The organism is Rhizobium sp. 3T7 (assembly GCF_020166565.1).
Lineage (GTDB): Bacteria > Pseudomonadota > Alphaproteobacteria > Rhizobiales > Rhizobiaceae > Rhizobium.
In genome coordinates this window covers 440,467-462,962 of record NZ_JAIQXS010000002.1, presented here as the reverse complement: position 1 = coordinate 462,962, position 22,496 = coordinate 440,467, and the positions used below count along the sequence as shown (strand labels likewise).

At 61.4% G+C, this 22,496-nt stretch carries 27 protein-coding genes and 2 tRNA genes; 15 read left to right on the top strand and 14 right to left on the bottom strand.

Annotation, left to right across the window (positions count from 1 at the left end; all coding sequences use genetic code 11):
• Positions 1-5: 5 nt before the first annotated feature.
• Positions 6-821: a bifunctional allantoicase/(S)-ureidoglycine aminohydrolase gene (locus K9B32_RS05060; RefSeq protein WP_224560818.1), complete on the bottom strand. Its 816-nt coding sequence runs from the start codon at positions 819-821 to the stop codon at positions 6-8.
• Positions 822-949: 128 nt separating this feature from the next.
• Here K9B32_RS05060 and K9B32_RS05055 point away from each other — a divergent pair, with 128 nt between their 5' ends.
• Positions 950-1,165 carry a hypothetical protein gene (locus K9B32_RS05055; protein ID WP_224560817.1) on the top strand — a complete coding sequence of 72 codons (216 nt, stop codon included), beginning with the start codon at positions 950-952 and terminating at the stop codon, positions 1,163-1,165.
• 216 nt (positions 1,166-1,381) lie between these two features.
• On the opposite strand, the gene K9B32_RS05050 is transcribed toward K9B32_RS05055, so the two are convergent.
• Positions 1,382-1,879 carry a BA14K family protein gene (locus K9B32_RS05050; RefSeq protein ID WP_224560816.1) on the bottom strand — a complete coding sequence of 166 codons (498 nt, stop codon included), beginning with the start codon at positions 1,877-1,879 and terminating at the stop codon, positions 1,382-1,384.
• Positions 1,880-2,125: 246 nt separating this feature from the next.
• On the opposite strand from K9B32_RS05050, the gene K9B32_RS05045 reads away from it, so the two are divergent.
• Complete coding sequence (locus K9B32_RS05045) at positions 2,126-2,470, top strand: hypothetical protein (protein ID WP_224560815.1); 345 nt, start codon at positions 2,126-2,128, stop codon at positions 2,468-2,470.
• A 166-nt stretch (positions 2,471-2,636) separates the two neighbouring features.
• On the opposite strand, the gene K9B32_RS05040 is transcribed toward K9B32_RS05045, so the two are convergent.
• Positions 2,637-2,713: transfer RNA gene (locus K9B32_RS05040), tRNA-Pro, on the bottom strand.
• A gap of 268 nt (positions 2,714-2,981) precedes the next feature.
• Here K9B32_RS05040 and K9B32_RS05035 point away from each other — a divergent pair.
• The 3 genes from K9B32_RS05035 to K9B32_RS05025 all read left to right on the top strand — a co-directional run bounded on the left by K9B32_RS05035 (position 2,982) and on the right by K9B32_RS05025 (position 3,880).
• On the top strand, positions 2,982-3,395 hold the full coding sequence (locus tag K9B32_RS05035) for a hypothetical protein (RefSeq protein ID WP_132588503.1): 414 nt from the start codon (positions 2,982-2,984) through the stop codon (positions 3,393-3,395).
• A gap of 103 nt (positions 3,396-3,498) precedes the next feature.
• Entirely contained in the window at positions 3,499-3,753 is a 255-nt protein-coding gene (locus K9B32_RS05030; protein ID WP_224560814.1) for a BrnT family toxin, read from the top strand.
• Positions 3,719-3,880, top strand: a complete 162-nt coding sequence (locus K9B32_RS05025) for a hypothetical protein (protein ID WP_224560813.1) — start codon at positions 3,719-3,721, stop codon at positions 3,878-3,880. Before K9B32_RS05030 ends, K9B32_RS05025 begins: the two co-directional genes overlap by 35 nt.
• Before the next feature lie 106 nt (positions 3,881-3,986).
• Here the strand turns inward: K9B32_RS05025 and K9B32_RS05020 are convergent.
• A tRNA-Gln gene (locus K9B32_RS05020) sits at positions 3,987-4,061 on the bottom strand.
• A 162-nt stretch (positions 4,062-4,223) separates the two neighbouring features.
• On the opposite strand from K9B32_RS05020, the gene K9B32_RS05015 reads away from it, so the two are divergent.
• Genes K9B32_RS05015 through K9B32_RS05005 form a run of 3 tightly spaced genes read left to right on the top strand, consistent with a single transcriptional unit; the run spans position 4,224 to position 5,895 of the window.
• Positions 4,224-4,520, top strand: a complete 297-nt coding sequence (locus K9B32_RS05015) for a cupin domain-containing protein (protein ID WP_224560812.1) — start codon at positions 4,224-4,226, stop codon at positions 4,518-4,520.
• Entirely contained in the window at positions 4,521-5,441 is a 921-nt protein-coding gene (locus K9B32_RS05010) for an MBL fold metallo-hydrolase (RefSeq protein WP_224560811.1), read from the top strand.
• 4 nt (positions 5,442-5,445) lie between these two features.
• Entirely contained in the window at positions 5,446-5,895 is a 450-nt protein-coding gene (locus K9B32_RS05005; protein WP_224560810.1) for a thiol-disulfide oxidoreductase DCC family protein, read from the top strand.
• Positions 5,896-5,943: 48 nt separating this feature from the next.
• On the opposite strand, the gene K9B32_RS05000 is transcribed toward K9B32_RS05005, so the two are convergent.
• On the bottom strand, positions 5,944-6,852 hold the full coding sequence (locus tag K9B32_RS05000) for a DUF1499 domain-containing protein (RefSeq protein ID WP_224560809.1): 909 nt from the start codon (positions 6,850-6,852) through the stop codon (positions 5,944-5,946).
• 219 nt (positions 6,853-7,071) lie between these two features.
• On the opposite strand from K9B32_RS05000, the gene K9B32_RS04995 reads away from it, so the two are divergent.
• A complete protein-coding gene (locus K9B32_RS04995; RefSeq protein WP_224560808.1) occupies positions 7,072-7,458 on the top strand; it encodes a hypothetical protein in 387 nt (128 codons plus the stop codon).
• A 1-nt stretch (position 7,459) separates the two neighbouring features.
• Here the strand turns inward: K9B32_RS04995 and K9B32_RS04990 are convergent, their stop codons facing one another.
• Positions 7,460-7,705, bottom strand: coding sequence for a hypothetical protein (locus tag K9B32_RS04990; protein WP_224560807.1), 246 nt, complete (start codon positions 7,703-7,705; stop codon positions 7,460-7,462).
• A 194-nt stretch (positions 7,706-7,899) separates the two neighbouring features.
• On the opposite strand from K9B32_RS04990, the gene K9B32_RS04985 reads away from it, so the two are divergent.
• On the top strand, positions 7,900-8,181 hold the full coding sequence (locus tag K9B32_RS04985; protein WP_007793005.1) for a hypothetical protein: 282 nt from the start codon (positions 7,900-7,902) through the stop codon (positions 8,179-8,181).
• On the opposite strand, the gene ppdK is transcribed toward K9B32_RS04985, so the two are convergent.
• The 4 genes from ppdK to K9B32_RS04965 all read right to left on the bottom strand — a co-directional run bounded on the left by ppdK (position 8,108) and on the right by K9B32_RS04965 (position 16,105).
• On the bottom strand, positions 8,108-10,831 hold the full coding sequence (gene ppdK, locus K9B32_RS04980) for a pyruvate, phosphate dikinase (protein WP_224560806.1): 2,724 nt from the start codon (positions 10,829-10,831) through the stop codon (positions 8,108-8,110). The two genes, K9B32_RS04985 and ppdK, sit on opposite strands and share 74 nt — an antisense overlap.
• A gap of 385 nt (positions 10,832-11,216) precedes the next feature.
• Positions 11,217-14,678 carry a chromosome segregation SMC family protein gene (locus K9B32_RS04975; protein WP_224560805.1) on the bottom strand — a complete coding sequence of 1,154 codons (3,462 nt, stop codon included), beginning with the start codon at positions 14,676-14,678 and terminating at the stop codon, positions 11,217-11,219.
• Positions 14,679-14,756: 78 nt separating this feature from the next.
• A complete protein-coding gene (locus K9B32_RS04970) occupies positions 14,757-15,449 on the bottom strand; it encodes a DsbA family protein (RefSeq protein ID WP_224560804.1) in 693 nt (230 codons plus the stop codon).
• 167 nt (positions 15,450-15,616) lie between these two features.
• A complete protein-coding gene (locus K9B32_RS04965; protein WP_224560847.1) occupies positions 15,617-16,105 on the bottom strand; it encodes a DUF721 domain-containing protein in 489 nt (162 codons plus the stop codon).
• 97 nt (positions 16,106-16,202) lie between these two features.
• Here K9B32_RS04965 and mutY point away from each other — a divergent pair, with 97 nt between their 5' ends.
• Genes mutY through K9B32_RS04950 form a run of 3 tightly spaced genes read left to right on the top strand, consistent with a single transcriptional unit; the run spans position 16,203 to position 18,274 of the window.
• Entirely contained in the window at positions 16,203-17,294 is a 1,092-nt protein-coding gene (gene mutY, locus K9B32_RS04960) for an A/G-specific adenine glycosylase (protein ID WP_224560803.1), read from the top strand.
• 3 nt (positions 17,295-17,297) lie between these two features.
• Positions 17,298-17,906 carry an HAD family hydrolase gene (locus tag K9B32_RS04955; RefSeq protein ID WP_224560802.1) on the top strand — a complete coding sequence of 203 codons (609 nt, stop codon included), beginning with the start codon at positions 17,298-17,300 and terminating at the stop codon, positions 17,904-17,906.
• Between the two features lie 2 nt (positions 17,907-17,908).
• Positions 17,909-18,274, top strand: coding sequence for a nuclear transport factor 2 family protein (locus K9B32_RS04950; protein ID WP_224560801.1), 366 nt, complete (start codon positions 17,909-17,911; stop codon positions 18,272-18,274).
• Here the strand turns inward: K9B32_RS04950 and K9B32_RS04945 are convergent.
• The 4 genes from K9B32_RS04945 to K9B32_RS04930 form a co-directional block, all read right to left on the bottom strand.
• On the bottom strand, positions 18,262-18,729 hold the full coding sequence (locus tag K9B32_RS04945; RefSeq protein WP_224560800.1) for a DUF6790 family protein: 468 nt from the start codon (positions 18,727-18,729) through the stop codon (positions 18,262-18,264). The genes K9B32_RS04950 and K9B32_RS04945 overlap by 13 nt on opposite strands.
• A gap of 177 nt (positions 18,730-18,906) precedes the next feature.
• Positions 18,907-20,037, bottom strand: a complete 1,131-nt coding sequence (locus tag K9B32_RS04940) for a site-specific DNA-methyltransferase (protein WP_224560799.1) — start codon at positions 20,035-20,037, stop codon at positions 18,907-18,909.
• 173 nt (positions 20,038-20,210) lie between these two features.
• Positions 20,211-20,564, bottom strand: coding sequence for an antibiotic biosynthesis monooxygenase family protein (locus tag K9B32_RS04935; RefSeq protein ID WP_224560798.1), 354 nt, complete (start codon positions 20,562-20,564; stop codon positions 20,211-20,213).
• Complete coding sequence (locus K9B32_RS04930) at positions 20,561-20,890, bottom strand: NIPSNAP family protein (RefSeq protein ID WP_224560797.1); 330 nt, start codon at positions 20,888-20,890, stop codon at positions 20,561-20,563. The genes K9B32_RS04935 and K9B32_RS04930 overlap by 4 nt, the downstream gene beginning before the upstream one ends.
• A gap of 72 nt (positions 20,891-20,962) precedes the next feature.
• Here K9B32_RS04930 and K9B32_RS04925 point away from each other — a divergent pair, with 72 nt between their 5' ends.
• Positions 20,963-21,649, top strand: a complete 687-nt coding sequence (locus tag K9B32_RS04925; protein WP_224560796.1) for an ArsR/SmtB family transcription factor — start codon at positions 20,963-20,965, stop codon at positions 21,647-21,649.
• Positions 21,650-21,769: 120 nt separating this feature from the next.
• Positions 21,770-22,459, top strand: coding sequence for an HAD family hydrolase (locus K9B32_RS04920; protein WP_224560795.1), 690 nt, complete (start codon positions 21,770-21,772; stop codon positions 22,457-22,459).
• Positions 22,460-22,496 lie beyond the last annotated feature (37 nt).

Sequence of the window (22,496 nt, the reverse complement as noted above, 5' to 3'; positions counted from 1 at the left end):
TGCGCCTACCACAACGGCATGTGGCGGTTGACGTCCTTGTAGAGCAGATAGCGGAAGCGGCCGGGGCCGCCGGCGTAGCAGGCCTGCGGACAGAAGGCGCGCAGCCACATGAAGTCGCCGGCTTCCACTTCGACCCAATCCTTGTTGAGACGATAGACGGCCCTGCCCTCGAGCACATAGAGGCCGTGCTCCATCACGTGCGTTTCCATGAACGGGATGACGCCGCCGGGCTCGAAGGTGACGATGGTGACATGCATGTCGTAGCGCAGGTCGGCCGGATCGATGAAGCGGGTCGTGGCCCAGGCGCCGTCGGTATCGGGCATCGGCTGAGGCGGATGGTTCTCCTCATGCGTGAAGATCGCCGGCGGCGGCTCCTGCCCTTCGACCTCCTGGAAGGCCTTACGGATCCAATGAAACTTCACGGGTGCAGCGCTCTTGTTCCACAGCGTCCAGCGGGAGCCGGCAGGAAGGAAAGCGAAAGAGCCTAGACGCATGGCATGCGAGGCACCATCGAATTCGACGGTCATCTCGCCCTCGACGACGAAGAGCACGCCTTCGGCGCGCTTTTCTGGCTCCGGCCGATCACTGCCGCCGCCCGGCTGCACTTCCGTGATGTATTGCGAAAAGGTCTCGGAAAAACCGCTCAACGGGCGGGAGATTACCCAGGCTCGCGTACCTTCCCAGTGCGGGAGATAGCTGGTGACAATGTCGGTCATCACGGTGCGGGGGATGACCGCATAGGCCGTCGTGAACACGGCCTTGCTGGACAGGAGTTCGGTCTGCGGCGGCAGGCCGCCCATGTTGGAATAGAAGCTGCTCATCGGTTCACTTTTCACCGGCCGGGATTGTCAATCTGCTTTAAGCGCCGCATCTCTTCTAGGCAACCTTTAGATTACCGCCGCCGCGCGTCAGAATGTCCGCGGCGCTTGGCTACCTCAGGAGGGATGAGATGAGTCTGGAAAAACTTCGGGAAGACTATGTTCAGAGGGTCAAGGAGTACGAGGACAATCTCAAATCCATGGCCGAGAATGACGTCAAGCACTTCCGCGCGGAGGGAGCCGGGCCGCTCTCCGATATCACCGAGCAGATCCGCAACGAGTATTATCGGCATATCGAGACCTATGGCGCGTTGATTGCCGAGATCGATGCCATCCTCGGCGTATAGGAGTGTACCTTCAACCCAGCCGGTGCAATCTCGCCGCGCCGGCGCGTAAGGTGCGGGCTTTCGTTCAGATGGCTAAGAATGATGACAACCGCCAGTGAACGGAGCCCATAAAGTTGGCCGGTTGCTGGGCTATGTTGAAAACCTTGGGAGTGCCCCGTTTGTATGCTTTGCTGCCTCGTTACCCCGTATATACTGTGGCGGGCGTCAGGGTGGATTTTAGTAAGGACCGATGCATTGCCGCCGAGGGCCGTAGTAAGGCTGGAACGTATTGTCGTAGGCCCTATAGGAACGATATCGGGAATAGCACCAGCTGGCGTGCGAGTTACCGTAATATCGCGGCTGATCATAGTACCTGGGCTGATCATAATAATACCTTGGCTGAGCGAGCGCACCGCCAATAATCGCGCCTGTAGCCAGTCCGCCGAACAGAAGCCCCAGATCGTCATATCCGCCGCCGTAATAGCCACCGCCATAGTAGCCGCGTCCGTAGCGATAGCCACCATAAGGCCGATAGCCGCCGCGATAGCCGCCGCGGTAGCTGCGGCCGTAGTTCCTATAGCCGCCCCACGAGCCACCGTAGTGCCTGCGATATTGGATCTGCTGTCCGTCCGAAGCGTGAAACGTCGGGCCGTTGAGGGATGGGAAAGCCTGTGCTGGCATCACGGTCGATAATGCAGCCACCAGAGACAGGCTCAAGACAGCGAACTTTCTCATTGTATTCACCATTGCGTTCAACACGCAAACGGCCGAAACGGTGTTTTGTGCCACATTAAATTATAGGTCACGCCGATGTGAACGGCCCCAAAGGTTCCTTTCGGCTGGTGGACAAAGAAAAACCCGCCGACCGGGTGACAAACCGGTGGCGGGCCCTCTGGCGCTAATACTGTTGGCGTTTTCGGCTTAAGGTAGCCGGCAGTTACCTTTTCTTTTTGAATGAATGCCGCCCGGAGGGGTGTCCCGGTGTTCGAATTCTCTTCGAGGAAGAAGGGTCGCCGAGCCGAGGGTGAACGTGTGGCGCACAACAAACGCCGCACGCCGGTAAAGATACCCCCTCGCCTGATTCGCTTTCTGCGATACTGGCACGCGAAGGATACCGCGACGGATTCCGAAGGCCAGAAGGTGACGCTGCGCTACGTCGTGACGTATGCCGGAGAAAAGATCGTGAAGCCGCATAAGGCCTTCAGGACGATCAGGGCTGAGGCTGGCTTTGGCGATGATGTCCGCATGTGCTACGACATACCCGCGCGACTTAGTTGCCCCAGGCTGGCGTTGAAACAGAGCAGGCGGCAGCCTCTCTCGGAATGACCGCGGAAGAATTCGAACGGACCTATGCACACGCAAGTCCGGACTTCCAAGAGCAAGCAGCGAACGCTTTCTGACTGGTCCGCTGCTTCAAACGGTCCGCAATCGGTCCGTATTCGCGGAGGAGATCGGCTCGGGAATGAAAGCCCTGAGAAATAAGGGTTTTCGCTGGTCGGAGTGGAGTGATTCGAACACTCGACCCCCACGTCCCGAACGTGGTGCGCTACCAGACTGCGCTACACTCCGTGACCAGCGGCGCCTCTATAGACCGGCCCATCCCGTTGCGCAAGCACCAAAATTCAAAAGCCGGCGCATTTTTTCGAGGACGCAAGCCGCCGGCAGAAAGGCACTTTCCGGAACAAAAAGCCACACTCACGGCAAATTTTGCAATTGCGAAGGCGGGCCGATTTTCTTTTGCCGGGTTCCACGCTAAAGCGCTCGGCGGGACAAGCGGAAAACGCTGGAGGCCAGTGATTCCCGCCGTCGAATGCGCGACAATTTCAGGGACGATAGAATGACACTCCGCACCTTTGCCGCGGCCGGGCTTGCCATTGCGCTTGCCGGCTGCACGACTATTCCGACCTCCGCCGATCCGATCTCCAGCCGCTGGGTGGGCCAGTCGGCCGGCAAGTTCTTTGCCGCATTCGGCCCGCCGATCAACGATGTTGAGAACGGCTCCGGCGTCACCTACACCTGGAAGGGCGGCTACAAGACGGTTCGCGTCCCGGCGAAATACGCAGAAGGCGCCGACGGCAAGCGCGGCAAGCAGATTTCGCCCGCCCGCACGCAGTACCTGCGCTGCCAAGCGGAAATCGTCACCAGCTCCGACTACACAATCCGCAGCATCCGCGTCGTCGGCGACATCCCGGGGGTAAACGGCCCGTCCTATTGCGCCGAATTCCTGGCGCCGGCGCAGCCCGCGCAGTGATTTAGGCTGCGGTTTCGATTTGAATGCAGGCGGCCGAAAGGCCGCCTGCCTGTTTGTGTCGGCCGGCGTCCGTACATACAATTTTCCATAACATTCAATTCGCATGTTCGCTGGGCACGGCGTGAACTTCGAGACAGCCAGCCGGATTTTCGAAAGTTTCGTCTTCACGGTGACCGACAGCCGTTTCGACTACGGCGAAGTCCGCGAGATCAGCATCGGCGCAATCGACAATCTGGCCGTTCTCGCCGTCGTCCATACCGATCGAGATGGCCGGAAGAGGATCATATCCGCGCGACCGGCAAGCCGCTCCGAAAGGAAACGTTATGAAGACGAATTACAAAAAAGAACTGAGCGTTGAGGAGCTCGCAGCGCTTCGCGACGAGGATATCAGCGATATTCCAGAACTCGACGAAAGCTTCTGGCGCGAGGCGCGCCTCGCAGAGCCCGACCGCACCCAGCCAACAAAGGTTATCAGACTCGCATGAACGCCGTACTGGAATCCTATGCCAAGACGCTAAAGAAATGAATGAGCGAGATGCCGCTCAGGCCAGTCCGCTCCGTTTGTTCATGAAGAGCGGACCCAATTGTCGATGGCTGGGGCGCCAGGATTCGAACCTGGGAATGCCGGTACCAAAAACCGGTGCCTTACCGCTTGGCGACGCCCCACCAGAGCTTGAAAGCGGAGACCGCTTGCCAAATCGACGCCTGCTTAGCAAAGCTCGCCTGCCGTCACAATCATTAAGTTTCGGGCCGTGGCATATTTCTGTGCGCTTTTTGCACCGCCATGCTAGGTCTCGGGCCAGCCGTCCAAGACGATCCGGAGTGACGATGAGCCAGTACCGCGCCAGCCCACCTGCCCTCGCAACGCCGCTGCTCGACGATGCAGTGGTTCGGATCACCCGTTGGGATTTCGAGCCGGGTGCGGACACGGGCGTTCATACGCATGGCATGGGCTACGTCGTCGTGCCGATGACGGACTGCCAGTTTCTTCTGGAGGAAAAGGACGGCAGCCGCAGGGTCGATGTCGCCAAAGGCGCGGCCTACCGACGCGATGCCGGCACGGAGCACAATGTCGTCAATGCTGGCGATCAGCCGATGTCCTTCATCGAGATTGAATACAAGTAAATGGCAAGTCCCGAGTTCAATCTGGCCTTCGAGCCCGCCTACGGCCAGGCCGTGCCGGTTGCGTCAGGCGTGCAGCGCATCACTGTCAACAATCCGAGCGCCTTCACGTTCCATGGCACCAACAGCTATATCGTCGGAGATCGCTCCACGGCGGTCATCGACCCCGGACCGGAGGACGAGGCGCATTTCCGGGCCTTGATGGCAGCGCTCGACGGACGCGAGGTCACGCATATTTTCGTCAGCCATACGCATCGCGATCACTCGCCCCTCTCGCGCCGCCTGCAGGCGGCAACCGGTGCGCAGATCGTGGCCGAGGGACCGCACCGCGCCGCCCGCCCCCTATACCAGGGAGAGGTAAATCTATTCGCAGAGAGCTCGGACTTGGATTTCCGGCCGGACATTGCGATCGGCGACGGCGAAACGATCGAGGGCGACGGTTGGAGCCTGACCGGCGTGCTGACGCCCGGCCATACCGCCAACCATGCGGCCTTCGCGTTGGAGGGAACGGGAATCCTGTTTTCCGCCGATCATGTCATGGCATGGGCGACGTCCATTGTCGCGCCGCCAGACGGCTCCATGGGTGACTACATGACCTCCCTCGACCGGCTGATCGAGCGCCACGACCGCATCCTGCTGCCGGGACATGGCGGTCCGGTGCGGAAGCCGATCTCCTTCATGCGCGCCCTGAAGACGCACCGGCGAATGCGCGAGCGCGCCGTGCTCGACCGGATCCGCGCCGGCGACAGGAACATTCCTGACATGGTGAAGGTGATCTATCGCGAGACCGATCCGCGCCTGCATGGCGCTGCCGCCCTCTCGGTTCTTGCCCATATCGAGGATCTGGTGGAGCGAGGCGAGATCGAGACGGACGGAGGACCGCCTGCGCTGCTGGGATCGTACCGACCTGCGATGCGGAGGTAGCCTCGTGCGCGACGCCTACAGCTATCGCACCGACGCCGCCGTGCCGGCCTTTGCCGACGACAAGCCTGTCATCGTCTTCGATGGCGAATGCGTGTTCTGCTCTGCCTGGGTTCAGTTCGTTCTGAAGCATGACAAAGCGGAGCGTTACCGCTTCCTCGCTGCGCAGTCGCCGCTCGGGGAAGCGCTTTACCGGCACTTTGGGCTGGACGGGCGCGACTACGAGACCAACATCCTGATCGAAGACGGGCGCGCCCACTTGAAGTCGAGAGGGACGATCCGCATGGCTGCGGGGCTCGGCTTTCCCTGGTCGCTGGTGAAGGTCCTGCGGCTGCTGCCGCAGGGACTTGCCGACAGGCTTTACGAATTTGTCGCCCGCAACCGATTGCGCATTGCCGGCCGACGCGCGACCTGCTTCCTGCCGAGCCCGGAACAGAGGGACCGCTTCCTGGGATAGCTGTCCGGCGGCAAAAACCGTTCATTGCTCGCAATAGGGTGGACGAAACTAGCTGCCGGCGATGCCGAGCAATTCGGAATCGAGAGCCTTCAGATAATCCTCGGCGATATCGGCGCTGAGGCCGAGATCGTGCGGGCCGTAGCGCGAAGCGACGCGAACATCGACGAGGGTGGTTTCCGCTTCCTCGCGCAGGCGGATGACGATGTCGAAACGCAGGCCCAGAACGAGGGTGCGGGTTTCGCCCTGCAGCGTCACGCCGTTCGCCCTTCGAATGAGCTGCGCCACATCGTCGTCATAGGGACGCGGCGTCGGGATCGGCACAGCCTCAGGAGCCTCGGCGACCGCGCCGTCGTCCGCCTGCGGCTTCGCCGGCCGGTCTTCGAGATCGCGGCCTGGCTCGCTGTCGCCCTCGGCGCGGGTGATCCGGATGCCGTTCTGCTTGGCGACTTTCTTCACCGCTTCGAGCACGCGGTCGATCGCGCCGTCATAGCGGCGGCCTGTGAGTTCCGGGTAGGCCTCGAGCTGCTTTTCGCGATCCTCCGGCGTCACATCCGGCTTTCTCTTCAGCCAGATCTGATCGGCGTTCGGGGTCTTCAGCCAGTCGGGCGCCGAGACGAGATCGCTCGACACGTCATAGATTGCCGGCAGCACAAAATAGCGTTCGGCGGCAATCCCGCCTATCGCGAGCGGAAGGGCCGCGAAAATAAGGGCTTTCAGCGCATCAAGCCCGCCTTCGGCACCGGTCAGCCAGAGGCTGCGCAGCCCGGCAAGGGCAAGAAGCGCCGCAAGGAGCGCAAAGCCCGCGGAGACGAGCAGAACTAGCACCAGGTAGGGCGTGACAAGGCCCGCGAAGCGGTGACCAATTAGAGCCGCAAGGCAGAGAACCAGCGCAAATGCCCCGAATCGCCGCGCGAAGCGGGCGGCACTTGAAACGGGGCGGTCGAAACGGATTGCCATCAAACTTACCGGTTACTCGCAAGCGGCGCGTCCCGCATGAACGCGCAAAATCGCCCTCGACTTGTTTAGTGCAAGATTCGCCTAAATTGAAACTGTTGTCGCGATCGGAGGGACGCAATCCACGGAGAAGACGACAATGGTGTGCGTGAGCATTTTCTGATATTCCTTGATCTGCAGTTGTGTAGTTTGCGTCGCACATCGACTAACAGGAGAAGGGCAATGATTGCACCGGAGCTCGCATCGGGAGCCCAGTCGCCGGCGCTGGGGGCAGCCGATCATGCAGATCCGCTTCTGCCGATAGAGCTTCTGGAACTGGAACTGTCACTCGACGGATATGATGGCAAATCCGACTTTTGCGAGACGGTCCGCGTGGCTTCGGCTAAGGCCGGCGGGGAATTTCTCTTCGATCTTCCGGCCGAAGGCCTGATGGACGACTGCAAGCGCGTTGCCGTGCTTCGCATCCCCTCGCACGGCGAGCAGATGCGCGTCGTTCTCGCCGTGCTCGACCACAGCGGCACGGAAATCCGCATGGAAGCGCCGGACCCCGCAACAGCCCACCTTGTCCGCTTCGCCGAAGCCTTCGTCAAGGTCCTCGAGCGGTTCTGACCTAGAGCCGCTCAGCCGCCGCTTCCGCCAGACTGCGGAACGGGAACTTGCGTCCGCATTCGCACTTGATCACGCTGGTTTCCTGGTGATTGGACGCGCGCTGGATGAAGAAGCCGCGCGGCAGATGATCGACGCTGAAGCCGGGATGCTTGCGCTTCGGATCATCGATCTCGGAGGCTTCGGCAAAGCCGCTATTGCCGCATTGCGGGCAGGTCAGTTTCTTCGAGAATCGATCGCGCAGTGCCATGCTTGCCTTCCAATATCGTGCGAGCCGTCTTCATACAGACGATCCCCGACGCGCGAAAGCCATTCGCGCCTCCGGTCGGTCGGCGAGCAGCGATCCCAAAGGTAGCTCGTAACCCTAAGCCACTCTTTTAGTTGACTGTAAGCCGTGATTAGCGTCATCTGATTGTGAGAAATTTTCCTTGCAAAGACACACCGATGCGTATCCTCGTTCTATCTCTCGCACTCGCCGCAGCTGCCATAAGCCTCTCGGCGTGCCAGACGCTGACGCCGGAGCAGCAGCGCGCCGCCGACGAAGACCAATGCTTGCGCTATGGCTTCAAACGCGGCACGGATGGCTTTGCAGGCTGCCTCCAGCGCATCGATCTCTACCGCCGCGCGCAGTACCGCTATGACAGCGACAGACTCATGATGGGTATGGCGTTCGAGCTAGACCCGTCCTACTACGGGCGCCCGTATTGGCGGCAATATCGTTGGTAATGACCGCCTGCGCGGCTGCAAGCCGAGCGATCGGCACACGGAAGGGTGAACAGGACACGTAATCCAATCCGATCTCTTCGCAGAAATGGATGGATACGGGATCGCCACCGTGTTCGCCGCAGATTCCGAGCTTCATGTCGTTGCGTGTGCGCCTGCCGCGTTCGGCGGCGATGCGGATCAGCTCCCCGACACCATCGAAATCCAGCGAAATGAAGGGATCGTGCTCGATAATCCCCTTGCGTTGATAGGTCGGAATGAAGGCGGAAGCATCGTCGCGCGAGATGCCGAAGGTCGTCTGCGTCAGGTCGTTCGTGCCGAAGGAGAAAAACTCCGCCGCTTCCGCAATGATATGGGCTCTGAGGGCTGCACGCGGCAATTCGATCATCGTGCCGACCAGGTAGTCGATCCGCATGCCGGCCTCCGCCATGACGTCGCCGGCAACGGTGTCGATGCGCTCCTTGACGTAGTCCAGTTCTGAGCGCAGCCCGACTAGGGGCACCATGATCTCGGGCACAACGGCAGCACCCGTTTCATGGGCTGCCGCGACCGCCGCCTCGAAAATCGCGCGCGCCTGCATCTCGACGATCTCAGGATAGGAAATGGCCAGCCGGCAGCCGCGATGGCCGAGCATCGGATTGAATTCATGCAACGCATCAACGCGCTGGCGCAGCACCGCGGCGTCCATGCCCATCGCGGCGGAAACGTCGGCGATCTCCTCGTCCGTCTTCGGCAGGAATTCGTGCAATGGTGGGTCGAGCAGACGGATCGTCACCGGCAGGCCATGCATGACGTTGAACAGGCTGGTGAAATCATGCCGTTGCACCGGCAGCAAGCTGTCCAGCGCGGCACGGCGACCGGTCTCGTCCTGCGCGAGGATCATCTCGCGCATCAGATGAATGCGGTCGCCCTCGAAGAACATATGCTCGGTACGGCAAAGGCCGATGCCCTCGGCACCAAAGGAGCGGGCTGCGCGCGCGTCAGCAGGCGTATCGGCATTGGTGCGCACGGTCATACGACGCGCCCGATCAGCCCATTGCATGATGCGCCCGAAATCGCCCGAAAGCTCCGGCTGGATCATCTGTACGTCGCCCTTCAGGACCTGTCCGGCCGAACCGTCGATGGTGATGACGTCGCCCTTCTTCAGCGTAACGCCGACGCCGATCAGCCGCTCGTTGCGGGCGTCGATGCGCATGCTGCCGGCGCCGACGACGCAGGGGATGCCCATGCCGCGCGCGACAACGGCGGCATGACTGGTCATGCCCCCACGCGTCGTGAGAATGCCTTCGGCCGCATGCATGCCATGAATGTCTTCGGGACTGGTCTCGACCCGCAGCAGGATGACCTTGCGCCCCTCCTCCGACGCCGTCACGGCCTCCTCGGCCGTGAAGACGATCTCGCCGGTCGCCGCGCCGGGAGACGCCGGCAGGCCCGTGCCGATGACCTCGCGCGACACGCGCGGGTCGATCGTCGGGTGCAGGAGTTGGTCAAGGGACGAGGGCTCGATGCGAAGCACGGCCTCTTCTTCCGTGATCACCTTCTCATCCACCATGTCGACGGCGATCTTCATCGCCGCGCGCGTCGAGCGCTTTCCGGCACGCGTCTGCAGCATCCAGAGCTTTCCGCGTTCAATGGTGAACTCGATGTCCTGCATGTCGCGGTAGTGCTCTTCGAGCTCCGCGCAGATGCGCGAGAGCTCCTTGAAGGCATCGGGCATCAGCTTTTCCATCGACGGCCGCTCGGAACCAGAGCTGATACGGCCCTCCTCTGTGATGCTCTGTGGAGTGCGAATGCCGGCAACGACATCCTCTCCCTGCGCATTGACGAGGAATTCGCCGTAGAGCGACTTGTCGCCCGTCGACGGATTGCGCGTGAAGGCAACGCCGGTCGCGGATGAATTGCCGTGGTTGCCGAAGACCATGGCCTGGATGTTGATTGCCGTTCCCCAGCCTTCGGGGATATTGTGAAGATGGCGATAGGTGACAGCGCGGGCGCTCATCCAGCTGGAGAATACGGCCCCGACCGCGCCCCATAGCTGCACCTCGGGATCCTGGGGAAACTCCTCGCCCAGTTCCTCCTCGATGATGCTCTTGTAGAGCGAGACCACATGCTGCCATTCGCTGGCGGTCAGTTCCGTGTCGAACTCATAGCCGAGGCGCGCCTTCTCATCCTCGAGAATTTCCTCGAACACTTCATGATCGAGACGCATGACGACATCGGCATACATCTGAATGAAACGGCGATAGCTATCCCAGGCAAAACGCGCGTCGCCGGCGTCGTGGCCGAGCGCCTGCACGGTTTCGTCGTTGAGGCCGAGATTGAGGACGGTGTCCATCATCCCCGGCATCGAAACGCGCGCTCCGGAGCGCACGGACAACAGCAGCGGCCGATCACCCGCGCCGAACCGCCGGCCGGTAATTTGCTCGATGCGCTCGATGCCGGCGCGGACCTGTTCTTTCAGCTCTTCGGCAATCTGTCGCCCGTTCTTGTAGTAGGCAGAGCAGGCTTCGGCGATGATCGTCAGACCGGGAGGGACAGGAAGGCCGAGATTGCACATCTCCGCGAGATTTGCGCCTTTGCCGCCCAAACGCTCGCCGTCGAGAGCACCACCCTCTGCCTCACCGTTGCCAAATGTATAGACCCACTTGGTCATATTCCCCCCAACACCAAATCCGGATCAACTTAATCCGTTGGTGTTGAAATGAAAATCGACAAATGCGGCCGAAATGTTGCGACGCACAATAACTGCGACAGACTGAAGCGATTGAAGGGAGAAAAAGCTTTGCGGGACTGCAACAAAGTCCCGCAAAGCCTTATGTCCGTCCGGCCAGGAAAACCGGACGGGGGGTTCCGCCATACGACTTGTCAGAGCCAAAAAGCATTTTGCCCCGATCGCGTCGCATAGAAAACTACGCAGCCGACATCACTTCGCGGTAAGTCGACGGCGACCTGAAGCAATCTCTAATACAAGATCGGTAGGAAAACATTACCTGAATGGTGGAGACGGCCCAATCCGGCAGACTTTTTTTGGGCGTTTCTCATGCGATTTCACGCAGTTGTTCAGCAGTCTGCAGGTCGACAGACACAAGTTGCGAGACCCCCTGCTCCGCCATCGTCACGCCAAACAGCCTGTTCATGCGTGCCATGGTGATCGGATTGTGGGTGATGATGACGAAACGCGTCTCCGTCGAGGCAGCCATTTCGTCCATCAGGTTGCAGTAGCGCTCGACATTGTGGTCGTCCAATGGGGCGTCCACTTCGTCCAGGACGCAGATCGGCGCCGGATTGGTCAGGAAGACGGCAAAGATCAGCGCCATTGCCGTCAGTGCCTGCTCGCCTCCCGACAACAGCGTCATCGTCTGTGGCTTCTTGCCGGGCGGACGGGCGAGGATTTCGAGTCCGGCTTCGAGCGGATCGTCGGATTCGATCAGCTGCAGTTCGGCCGTGCCGCCGCCGAAGAGATGCGTGAAGAGACGCTGGAACTGGCCGTTCACGACATCGAAGGCGGCGATCAGGCGTTCGCGGCCCTCGCGATTGAGGCTCTGGATCGCGCCACGCAACTTGCGGATTGCATCGATAACGTCGTCGCGTTCCTTGATCAGCGCCTCGAGCTTCGCGCTTAGTTCCTTCTGCTCTTCCTCAGCGCGCAGGTTGACCGCGCCAAGTCGCTCGCGTTCCATCTTGAGACGTTCGAGTTCGCGTTCGACCTCGCGAAGGTCGGGCGCTGTCTGCAGCGACTCCAGTCCTGCGAGCCGAAGCGCCTCATGTGGCGCAACGTTCAGGGTCTCGCGAATTCGCGCTTCAGTTTCCTGCCGCTTTTCACGAGCGGAGACCAGGCGCTCTTCAGCGCGACCGCGGCGCTCGCGGCTTTCGGCGAGCTCGGAGACAGCAGTCGCCGCCTTGTGGTCGGCATCGCGCTGGACGAGCTCGGCTTCGGCGAGCACATCGGCCGCATGGCGGCGCGCTTCCTCGGCCTTCTGGAGTTCGTTCAACAGCGCGCGTCGCTTGTCGTCGAACTCATCGGGAGCCATCTCGAGCTCGGCGGCCTCCTCGCGCGCCTCTTCCTCGCGATCGCGAAGCGTAGCGATGTGATCCTCGGCGCTCGCAGCGCGCTGACGCCAGGTCTCGCGTTCCTGCCCGATGACCACGATGCGGCGCTGTCGGGCCTCGTTTTCGCGGTTGAGGCTTTCGTGGCGTGCCCGCGCTTCGGCGAGCGCACCACGATCAGTCGCGACCTCGACCTGCTGCGACCGAAGCCGCTCGTCCATCGCCGTCAAATCAGGAGCATCTTCCAGCTCGATTCGGGCGTTTTCTTCCTGGACTGAGATGTCTTCAAGCTGGATCTGGAGTTGACTGACAGCCTCGGCAACGACATCGCGGCGACGGATGAGATCGCCGGAGGCTCGTTCGGCCACTGCCAGTGCTTCGCGCGCCTCGGCGAGTTGCCGCGCAGACATACGGCTCTTCTCGCGCGCCTCGGCAAGGTGGCGCTCTTGCAGGCGAATGGCATCGGCCGCACCAGCCAGGCGTTCCTCTGCTTCAGCGAGCATGTCGCGGGCAAGCGCGGCTTCGCTTTCCAGTTCGGCGAGCCGGTTCTTCTGCGCCAGCCGCAACGCGGCCGCGCTCGGTGCATCGGCACCAGTGACGTGGCCGTCCCAACGGTAGACGGAGCCTTCCTTGGTCACCAGACGTTGGCCGGGCTTGAGATCCTTCATCACCGCCGCCGCATCCGAAGCGGAGACGAGGCCGATTTGTTTTAGGCGACGCATCAGCGCGGCCGGGGCGCGGACGTAGTCAACCAACGGCGTCACGCCGGCCGGCAGCGCCGGGTCCGCGACACCGTCGCCATTGCCAGACCAATGAGCCGGCGCCTTGGAATCAAGCGGCGATTCGATGTCGTCACCCAACGCCGCACCGAGCGCCGTTTCAAAGCCGCGGTCGACGCGCAGCTGATCGGCGGCCGGCGCAAATTCGCCTGCGGCGGCACCGGCAGCGAGCATGCGTGCAATGGTCCGGGCTTCGGTTTCGATGGCGTTCAGCTTCCCACGCGCCTGATCGACCGGCGATCGGGAGAGAGCTTCGGCCTGGCGGGCAGCGACCAAGGCCTGCTCGACGCTCTGGATCGCGGCTTCCGCCTCGGCCACAGCCTGCTCGCCTACCTCCACCACGGCCCGCTTCTCGTCCGGATCGGGCAGGCTGGCAATCTTCTCGCCGATTGCGGAGAGCTCGCGATTGGCCTCATCCATCTGCCGTTCAAGGCGCATCTTGCGATCGGCAAGGTCGCGAATGGCGCGCTCAAGCTGGTTGCGCCCGGCTGCTGCCTCGGCACGTTCGGCCGTCAGCGCGGTAAAAATACGCTCGCTGTCGGCAAGCTTTGCAGCCGCCTCCTCGAAGGCCTCGCGGGTCTCTTCGGCAAAGCGACCGGAATCGGCAAGAATTTCCGTGATCTCGGCCTCTTCGGCATCGAGCCTTGCGAGAATTGCGGCATTGTCGGCAACCAGGCGCTCCTCGCGACGGATGTCCTCGCCGAGCTGCGCAAGACGGCGGGTCAGTTCGTCGCGACGGCGCAGGATGCGGTTGGCATCCTCTTCCAGCTGCGTCTTGGCGATCTGCAGGCGCTGCAGCGCGGCGGCGGCACGCGCTTCGCCCTCGCGCAGCTCCGGCAGCTTGAGGCTCGCAATGCCTTGGGCCTTGGCGGCCTCCATCTGCATCTGCGCCTTTTCGGCGACGACGACGGTTGCCTGATTGAGCGCACTGTCGGCTTCCGCTTCTGCCTCTTTGGCCTGAACCCAGCGGATATGCAGGAGCATTGCCTCGCGGGCGCGGATATCGGCGGACAGCGACTTGAAACGACTTGCCTGACGCGCCTGACGCTTCAAGCTCTCGATCTGGCTCTCGAGCTGCGAGGTTACGTCGTCGAGACGTTCGAGATTGCCTTCGGCGGCACGCAGGCGAAGCTCGGCTTCGTGGCGGCGCGAATGCAGGCCCGATATGCCGGCTGCCTCTTCCAGCAGCTGGCGGCGGGCCTGCGGCTTTGCCGAGATCAGCTCGCCGATCCGCCCCTGCCCCACCATCGAGGGCGAACGGGCGCCGGTGGAGGCGTCGGCGAAGAGGAGCTGCACATCCTTGGCACGGCTTTCCTTGCCGTTGATGCGATAGATCGACCCTTGCTCGCGCTCGATGCGTCGCGTGACCTGGATTTCGTCGCTATCGTTGAAGGCGGCAGGCGCCGTGCGCTCGGCATTGTCGAGATAGAGCGCGACTTCGGCGGTGTTGCGGGCGGGACGGTTCCCCGAGCCGGAGAAGATGACGTCGTCCATACCGGAGGCACGCATGTTCTTGTAGGAATTCTCGCCCATCACCCAGCGGAGCGCCTCGACGAGGTTCGACTTGCCGCAACCGTTCGGGCCGACGACACCGGTCAATCCGCGCTCGATGATGAATTCGGTGGGTTCGACGAAGGATTTGAAGCCGACGACGCGAAGCTTGTTGAACTTCATGCAGCGCCCCCGCGCCGCACAAAGCAAACGACGGGCGCACGGCCTCCGCCGTCGCCCGTCGATCGGATACGGTTCAGTTTAGAGCAGGCTGTCGATAAGGGCCGACATGGTGTCAACCGTCATGTCTCCAGAATAGCGCTTGCCGTTGATGAGGAAAGTCGGCGTGGCATTGACGCCAAACTCCTTGGAACCCCTTTCCCGCGTTGCGTTCACTTCATCCAGCAGCTTCTGGTTCGTCAAGCACTTCGTGAAGCTATCCTCAGTAAATCCAGCAAGTTTGGACATCTGAAGCAGTGCAGCGCGGCCATCGTCTGCAGCGGCCCAGGTCTGCTGCTGCTTGAACAGCATGGCCACCATCGGAAAATACTGTTCGGCGGTGCCCAATTCTTCCGGCTTGGAAGGATTGCAGCGTGCCAGCATGAAGGCAGCAGCCGCACGCGGATCAAACGGGAATTCGCGGATGATGAAGCGCACCTTGCCCGCATCGACGTACTTCTTCTTGATCTCGTCGAAGGTCGTCGTGTGGAAGTGGGCGCAGTGCGGGCAGGTCATCGACATATATTCGACGATCGTGACCGGGGCGTCTTCCTTGCCGAGCGCCATTTCCGGCAACTCGCCTGGCTTCAGCACGGCAGCCATGTCGACGTCGCCGTCGGGCTTGGGCATTTCGGTGGCGGCATGCGCGGTGCTGAAAACCGCCAGGGTCGCCGTCGCGGCAGCCACGCCGCCCAGAAGCTGGCGTTTCGTCAGTTGCATTTCGGAAATCGGCATGAAGTTCCCCATGAATGAGTGTAGTGGCTGACAGTGCGATATAACGGCTCGAAGCCCTGAACAAGGCACGCTTCGCCAACTTTCTTCAAAGAATTGTGACCTTGGTTGGACCGCCAGATTAAATTGCGGACAGAATTGCCGCGGCAATACTTGTAAGGCATAAGGCACTAGCGGCCGCGCTTCCCCAGCACGGCCGTGCCGAGACGCTTTACCGCTTCGCGCAGCTTGTCGCCCTCGATCCCTTCCATCATGTCCTCCAACTTTGCGGCTGCCGCGCCCTTCAATGGCGGCGGAGTGCGGGAGCGCTTAACCACCTGATGGACAGGCTTCTGGACGATACGGATCTGGTGAACAGCGGCGAAGCCGAAGAAACTGTTGACGCGCTGGATCAACTCACCCTGCGCATGGGTCAAAAACAGTGCTCGGGCGCCCTCGCAGGCGATGGTGAGCACGCCCGGACGGAAGCCTCCGTCATCATTGCCGCGCGCCCAGGCAATCTTTTCCGGCCGGGTGCAATCGGCAAATTCCTCACCGGCGATTTCATCCCACGAGCCGAGCAGCGCCGTATTGATGCCGGCGCGCTTTGCAAGCACCGGATCGATCAGCCCGTTCGCCAATTCGGAGATTTGCTTTTCACCTTTGCGTGGATAACTCATCGAAACCTTCACATCGCGCTGCCATCCGGCACCACTGCCTTGATCGCGCGGCATTGCTTCGCCAAGTATAGGGCACTTCCCCTGACGACGGCAAATGATGACATCGACGACACTGGACGCGCCCGCCGCCAAGCCCCTTCTCGATTGGTATGACCGCCACCATCGCGACCTGCCATGGCGCGTTTCCCCGTCGATGGCGGCGCGCGGCGTCAAGGCCGATCCGTACCATGTCTGGCTTTCCGAAGTGATGCTGCAGCAGACCACGGTACCGGCGGTAAAGCCCTACTTTACCAATTTCCTGGCGCGCTGGCCGACGGTGCGCGATCTTGCCGACGCCGCTAGCGAAGACGTGATGGCTGCTTGGGCCGGACTCGGATATTACGCCCGCGCCCGCAACCTCAAGAAATGCGCCGAGGCCGTGACGCGCGAACACGACGGCGTCTTTCCAAACACCGAGGAAGGACTGAGATCGCTTCCCGGCATCGGCGACTACACGGCCGCTGCAGTGGCGGCGATCGCCTTCAACCGGCAGGCAGCCGTCATGGACGGCAATGTCGAGCGGGTGATTTCGCGCCTCTACGCGATCGCCACCCCACTGCCTGCTGCCAAACCACTGATGAAGCAGAAGGTGGCTCTGCTAACCCCGAAAGACCGGCCCGGCGACTTCGCCCAGGCGATGATGGATCTCGGCGCGACGATCTGCACACCGAAGCGGCCCGCCTGTTCACTCTGTCCCTTCAGGGGATCCTGCGAGGCGCTGCGTCTGCATGATCCCGAACACTTTCCGGTCAAGGCCGCCAAGAGGGAAAAGCCTATGCGCCGAGGCGCAGCCTTCATCGCCGTCACGCCGGATGGCGACGTTCTGTTGCGGCGGCGCATCGAGAGCGGCCTGCTCGGCGGCATGACCGAAGTGCCGACGACCGACTGGACGGCGAGGCAGGACGGAGAAACGTCGGCCAGTGCTGCACCGTTCCCGGCGGCTTGGGAGCCCTGCGGGACAGTGACCCACGTCTTCACCCATTTCGAGCTCAGGCTTTCCATCTATCGCGTCGCGATCCCCTCGCGAATTCAAACGGATAACGGTTGGTGGGAAGCGGTTACAAATCTTGACTCGCAGGCGTTGCCGACTGTCATGAAAAAAGCAATCACCGCAGCTATTCCGCTCGCGTTCAAAGATGCCAAGGATTAATCGATGCCCATTGATCATATTGTTTTCGACATCGGAAAAGTTCTCGTCCATTACGATCCGAATATTCCGTTCAGCCGCCTCATTCCCGATGAGGGCGAGCGCAAGTGGTTCTTCGACAATGTCTGCACCCATGATTGGAACGTCGAGCAGGACCGCGGCCGCACCTGGGCCGATGCCGAAGCCCTGCTGATCGAGGTTCATCCGGATCGTGAGGAACATATCCGCGCGTTCCGGAAGCACTGGCACGAGATGGTCCCGCACTCCTACGACGACAGCGTCGCGATCATGGAAGGCCTGATTGCCGACGGCCAGGATGTGACGATGCTGACCAACTTCGCATCCGACACCTTCCGCGAGGCGCAGGTCCGCTTCCCGTTCCTGACCAAGCCGCGCGGCGTCACGGTCTCCGGCGACGTCGGCCTGATCAAGCCCGATATCGCGATCTACGAAACGCATGCGAAGAGCTTCGGCCTCAATCCGGCGGCGACGATCTTCATCGACGACTCCGCCCCCAACGTCGAGGGCGCCAAAGCCGCCGGCTGGGATGCCGTTCTCTTCACCGGCGCCGACCAGCTGCGTACCGATCTTGCAGCGCGTGGCGTGAGGGTCTGATCATGGCATTCGATCCGGCTGAGGAAATCAAGCGCTTCCACGGCGCCATCAATGCGCTCGATTTCGATACGATCGAGAACTGCTTCGCGGAAGATGCGACCTATGTCTCCAACGGTGTCGGCAGCCTGTCCGGGCGCGCCGACATCATGGTCGCCTTTCGCAAGTATTTCGACGACTACCCGGACCAGACGGCGATCGACACACTGGTCGAGAAGATCAGCCCCAATGCCGGCCGCGCCGTCTGGTCGGTTCGTGCGACGCACAGCAAGACGGGCAAACCGCTGGTGCGGGAGGGCGAAGAGACCATCACCTTCAATGAAGATGGTCGTATCACTCACGTCGAGGTAACCGACTATCAGGCGTTCTGAAAGAACGCTGCCGAAAGATAGAAGGCGAGCACGAAAAAGAGCCACAGGTCGGAAACCATCGCGATGGTCCTCGACCTGTTCTTCCCTGGCTCGAGAAGGTGCTTGAGACCGGCAAGGCCGAAGAACAGGCAACCGGTGACCGCGGCAGGGACAATCCACTGCGGCTCGAAGAAACTGAGCAGGCCAAGCATGCCGATCGACAGGTTGCCGAAGCCAATCTCCTGCACCAGTGGTTGAGCCTTGTGATCGGTGATGCCAAAGATCGTCTCGGCCGTAAAGGCCGGATTGACGATCTGCTTCAGGCTGGCCACAAGCAATCGCAGACCGACGCCCCAGAAGACGAACCATTTTCCGATCATGAAGACGAGGTTGGCGTCTGTGCCCCACTGCGCTTCGGCGACCACCGAGCCCAGCGGCAAAACAAACATCAGCAACAGTATGATCGCAAGATACATGGCCAGTTCCCTGCCTGTTCGGATCATCAGTCACCGATACATGACACGGAATTGCACTGCTGCGCGAGCCAAAATGAAGAGCGCCCGGGGTGTTGATCCCCGGGCGCCAGGCCTTCTTCCGTAACTGGAGGTACAAAACACCGGAAGAAGGAAGTCTCGATCAGGTGAAGGCGCGCGTCATTCCGCCTTTGCCAGATCACTGCGGATCACAGACCGCAATTCGTCGATCGGGCGCAGGGATTGCCCGTCGTCGAAGTGCCAGAATGTCCATCCGTTGCATGCGTCAAGGCCCTGGACCTTTGCCCCAAGGCGATGAATGGAACCGGCCTCGCCACCGGAGGCCACCGTACCGTCGGCACGAACGATTGCGCTGTAGCGACGGCGCGCATCGGTCAGCACCTGGCCGGGCTTGATCAGGCCGCTTTCGACTAGCACGTTGAAAGCCACGCGGACTTCCTGCTTCTTGCCGGTCATGACGGTGAGCTCGGCCTTGCCGAGCGGCTCGACCGCCTCGATGCGAGCGGAGGCCGCATCGATGTAATCCTGCTCGCGCTCGATGCCGACGAAGTGGCGGCCGAGACGCTTGGCGACGGCACCCGTCGTGCCCGAGCCGAAGAACGGATCGAGGATGACGTCGCCCGGCTTCGAGGAGGCCATGATGACGCGGGCGAGCAATGCTTCCGGCTTCTGCGTCGGGTGCACTTTCTTGCCGTTGTCGCCCTTCAAGCGCTCATTGCCGCTGCAGATCGGGAACAGCCAGTCGGAGCGCATCTGTACGTCGTCGTTGGCCGCCTTCATGGCATCGTAGTTGAAGGTGTAGCCCTTGGCCTTGGCGCTCGGGCTCGCCCAGATCATCGTCTCATGCGCGTTCTGGAAGCGACGGCCCTTGAAGTTCGGCATCGGATTGGTCTTGCGCCAAACGATGTCGTTGAGGATCCAGAAGTTCAGATCCTGCAGCGTGGCGCCGACGCGGAAGATGTTGTGATAGGAGCCGATGACCCAGATCGTGCCCGTCGGCTTCAGAACGCGGCGGCAGGCGAGCAGCCAGGCGCGGGTGAAAGCATCATAGGCTTCGAAGGAAGCGAATTGATCCCACTCGTCATCGACGGCATCGACCAGCGACTGATCAGGGCGATGCAGCGTGCCGCCAAGTTGGAGGTTGTACGGTGGATCAGCGAAAATGACGTCTACGGAGTGGTTCGGCAGGGCTTCAAGGGCAGCAACGCAATCGCCCTTGATGATCGTGTCGATCCAGGAGTCCGGCATTGCGGAGGCCTTGAGATCGGCAAGCGGAAATACTGACGCCATCTGGAAACTCGCTCATACACATTACGCTTTTACTGTCCGTTATGGTTACTCAGTTTGGTTACCAAAGCCTGAAGGGATGAGCGATTTCGGGAAAATAAGTCGCGGCGCCGGTTCGGCGGTAGAAAGGGTCGGCCGCCAAACGATGCCCGCCCCACCCTTTCCGACTGGCGCAACTAAGCCGCGACGTCATGCACCTTGCGGCTGTCGGTCGGTGCCTCGGCGCGCTCGTTCATGCCGTAGTCGCGGACGATGTGGCCGATCCGCAGCCGATAGTCCGCAAAGACGCCGTTGCGGCCGGCGTGCTGGGCAGCGCGGTGCGCCTCGAGGTTTCGCCACGTCTTTACCGCCTCCTCGTCACGCCAGAAGGAGAGCGAAAGCAGCTTGCCGCGATTGGTCAGGCTTTCGAAGCGCTCGATCGAGATAAAGCCGTCGATCATTTCCAGTTCACCGCGAAGTTCACCGGCGAGATCGAGATAGGTGTGGCGTTCGCCCATGAAGGGCAAGACTTCGAAGATGACAGCGATCATGGCATCACCAGCTTTGTGTGAGGAAGGGAAGCGTTTTTGAGGAAGATGCGATCTTCCTTCAGGATGAAACGTTCGCGCTTGGCGAGTTCGTAATTTTCCTTGCCGAGCGGATCGGCAGCAAGGCGGGCGCGATAGGCTTCATACGCCGCAAGGCTATCGATATTGTAGACGCCGTAGGCGGTCGTTGCCGAGCCTTCATGCGGGGCGAAATAGCCGACGAGATCGGCACCGTTGCGCGGGATCGCCTGGCCCCAATTGCGGGCATATTCGGCAAAGTCCTCCTTCTTGAACGGATCGATCTCATAGCGGATGAAGCAGGTAATCATTGTCATCTCCTTGTTGTCTGGAGACAGTTTTCGCACATTGCCGGACGACTATGCTTCGGTTAGGATCGAAGTATGAAGGAAGGACCTGACATATCCCAGATCGGCGCGCTGATCGGCGACCCCGCCCGTGCCAACATGCTGACCGCACTGATGGGCGGTAAAGCGCTGACGGCGACAGAGCTCGCTGCCGCCGGTGGCATCACTGTGCAGACGGCAAGCACGCATCTCGCCAAGCTGGAGGCCGGCAACCTGCTAGTGCAGCGCAAGCAGGGCCGCCATCGCTACTTCACATTGGCGGATGACAGCGTTGGCAAGTTCTTGGAAAGCATCATGGGCTTTGCCGCCGGGCGCGGCCATCTGCGCCACAAGCCGGGGCCAAGGGAGCCGGCATTGCGCAAGGCGCGTATCTGCTACGATCACCTCGCCGGCGATTACGGCGTGCGAATGCTCGACAACCTGATCGCTCGAGGCGCGATCGACGCATTCGGCGATGGCCTTGCATTGACGGAGACCGGTGAAGGCGAGCTGACGTGCATCGGCATAGACGTGCCGGCTCTGAAATCGTCGCGACGGCCGCTTTGTCGCTCCTGCCTGGACTGGAGTGAGCGACGGGCGCATCTCGCCGGCGGCCTCGGCAAGGCCCTGCTTTCCAATTTTCTCGACAAAGGCTGGGCTCGCCGCACCGCCGAAAGCCGCTCCGTCGTTTTTTCTCCAGAAGGCGAACGGCAGTTTCTCGCGCTGTTTCCTGCCACCAAATAGCCGCGAACGACCGCAAAATCCAAGCCGCCCGCGGCGCGCAATCCAGCCATGCCTTGCTATCGGTTGAGCTTCGCCCAGGCATCGTGTAAAGGGGCATCATCCCAAACAAGGCGCGAATAAATGGACGGCTTCGACCTCATCATCTTCGACTGCGACGGCGTTCTGGTCGATTCGGAAATCATCGCTGCGGAGGTGGAATCCAAGCTTCTGACCGAAGCGGGCTACCCAATCAGCATCGAGGAAATGGGCGAGCGCTTCGCGGGCATGACCTGGCAGAACATTCTCTTCCAGGTCGAGCGCGAGGCCAGCATTCCGATCCCCGCGTCTCTGCTTGACAAGTCCGAGAAGCTGCTCGACCTGCGTCTGGAGCAGGATGTGCAAGCGATATCGGGTGTCGAAGCCGCCCTTTCGCGTCTGCAGCTGAAGCGCTGCATCTGCTCCAACTCCAGCAGCACGCGGCTCGACATGATGCTCGGCAAGGTGGGCCTGAAGCCGCTGTTTGCGCCGCATATCTTCTCGGCCAAGGACCTTGGTCCCGATCGCGTGAAGCCGAAGCCGGACATCTTCCTGCATGGCGCCAAGCAGATGGGCGTTTCGCCAGACCGTGCCATCGTCGTCGAAGACTCCGTTCACGGCGTCCACGCAGCGCGTGCAGCAGGCATGCGCGTCATCGGCTTTACCGGCGCATCACACACCTATCCCGCGCATGCCGACAGGCTGACCGATGCCGGCGCCGAAACGGCCATCTCCCGCATGAGCGACCTGCCCGGCGTCGTTGCCGCGCTCGCCGAGTGGGAAGGCGTTCTGTAACGTCGGCTACTCTCGAGCGCAGGCGCTCGCCCGGCCC